Raw genomic sequence first — 1,847 nt, 5'->3', positions numbered from 1 at the left:
AGCCCCAGGCAGAGCGCGCAGGCGGCCAGCAGCCGCACGAGGCGCGTGCGTTTCAAAGTCCTCGTTCCTTCCATGTTCCTTCCTTTCCTTCCGTTCCCTTTTCCTGGAACCTATCGCCGTATCTCGCGTACGGGCACGCAGACGCGCACCTTGTCGCCGTAAAGGGAGTTGACCTCCACGTCCACGCCGTAGATGGTGCTCACCAGCTCGCGCGTGATGACGTCCTTCGGGTCGCCGTGCGCGAAGACGCGGCCCTCGTGGATGACGAGGGTCTGGTCGGCGTAGAGGAACGCCTGGTCGGGCTGGTGCGTGGACTGCACGATGCTCAGGCCCTCGCGGGCCAGCTGCCGCACGCACGACAGCACCCGCACGGTGTTGCCGTAGTCGAGCGCGCTCGTGGGCTCGTCCATGATGATGGTGCGCGCGTTCTGCGCGATGGCGCGCGCGATGAGCACGAGCTGCTGCTCGCCGCCGGAGATCTGCGTGTAGGGGCGGTGGCCCAGGTGCGCGATGCCGATGCGCTCGAGCGCGTTCCACGCCTGGTCCACCTGGCCGCGCTTCGGCGTGCCGAACAGGCCCACGCGGCCGCCGGCGCTCATGAGCACCACGTCGAGCACCTCGTAGTTGTACACGGGGGCGTGCGACTGGGGGATGTAGGCTATCTCGGAGGCGCGGTCGCGGATGGACAGGGCGCGCAGGTCCTTGCCGTTCACCGTGATGCCGCCCTCCCAGTTCCTGTTCAGGCACAGGATGCAGCGGAACAGGGTGGACTTGCCCACGCCGTTCGGACCCAGCACGTTCACCAGCGTGTTGTCGGGGATGGAGAACGTCAGGTCGTGCAGCACCTCGCGGCGCCCGCACGAGAAGCTCAAGTGCTCGACGTCGATGCTCATAGCTGCTTCTTCCTCGTGATGAGGTACAGGAAGAACGGCGCGCCGACGAAGGCCGTGAGGATGCCGATGGGTATCTCGGAGGTGGTGGCGAGGCGCGCCACATCGTCCACGATGAGCAGGAAGCTGGCGCCCATGAGCATGCTGGCCGGCAGGAGCTTGCGGTAGTCGCAGCCGATGACCATGCGGGCGAAATGGGGGATGACGAGGCCCACCCAGCCGATCATGCCCGTGACGGCCACGCTGGCCGCCGTCACGAGGGTGGCGGCGAAGATGACCACGATGCGCACGCGCTGGGCGTTCACGCCCATGGTGGAGGCCTCGTCATCGCCCATGGTGAGGATGTTGATGCGCCACCGGAGGGCGAACAGGGCCAGGAGGCCGGCTGCCATGGGCGCGGCCGCCATGGCCAGGTCGGCGGGCTTCGCTCCGGTGAGGCTGCCCATGAGCCAGTAGGTGATGGCCGCCAGCTGGTCGGTGGGATCGGCGATGAGCTTGGTGTAGGACACGGCCGCCTGCAAAAGCGAGCTCATCATCACGCCGGCCAGCACCACCACCATCATGTGGTTGCCCTTGGCGCGGCTGCTTACCAAGAGCACCAGCAGCACGGTGACGATGGCCGCCGCGAACGCGAATGCGGAGATGCCGAAGGCCCCGAGCCCCAGGAGGATGGCCACGGCCGCGCCGAACGCCGCGCCCTGCGAGGCGCCCAGGATGTCGGGCGAGACGAGCGGGTTCTGGAACGTGCCCTGGAACGCCGCGCCGGCGGCCGCGAGCGAGCAGCCCACGAGCAGGGCGAGCACGATGCGCGGCAGGCGCACCTGGAAGAACAGCGTCTCCTGCTGGGAGGTCCAGAACGGCTCGATGGGCACTACCTGGCTCGCCAGCATGCCCCCGGCCTCGGCCGGCGTGATGGGGAAGCGGCCGAGCATGAGCGAGGCGAGCGTCGCGACCACC

2 protein-coding genes are annotated in these 1,847 nt (G+C 68.3%); both read right to left on the bottom strand.

Annotation, left to right across the window (positions count from 1 at the left end; translation table 11 throughout):
• Nucleotides 1-110: 110 nt before the first annotated feature.
• Nucleotides 111-893: an ABC transporter ATP-binding protein gene (locus GPA_RS14640; RefSeq protein WP_015540357.1), complete on the bottom strand. Its 783-nt coding sequence runs from the start codon at nt 891-893 to the stop codon at nt 111-113.
• A partial coding sequence (locus GPA_RS14635) for a FecCD family ABC transporter permease (protein WP_041239723.1) occupies nt 890-1,847 on the bottom strand: 958 nt, incomplete at its 5' end. The genes GPA_RS14635 and GPA_RS14640, both read right to left, overlap by 4 nt.

It is taken from the genome of Gordonibacter pamelaeae 7-10-1-b, assembly GCF_000210055.1.
GTDB classification, from domain to species: domain Bacteria; phylum Actinomycetota; class Coriobacteriia; order Coriobacteriales; family Eggerthellaceae; genus Gordonibacter; species Gordonibacter pamelaeae.
The sequence above is the reverse complement of the archived record's forward strand: the minus strand, read 5'-3'. Positions and strand labels throughout refer to the sequence as shown.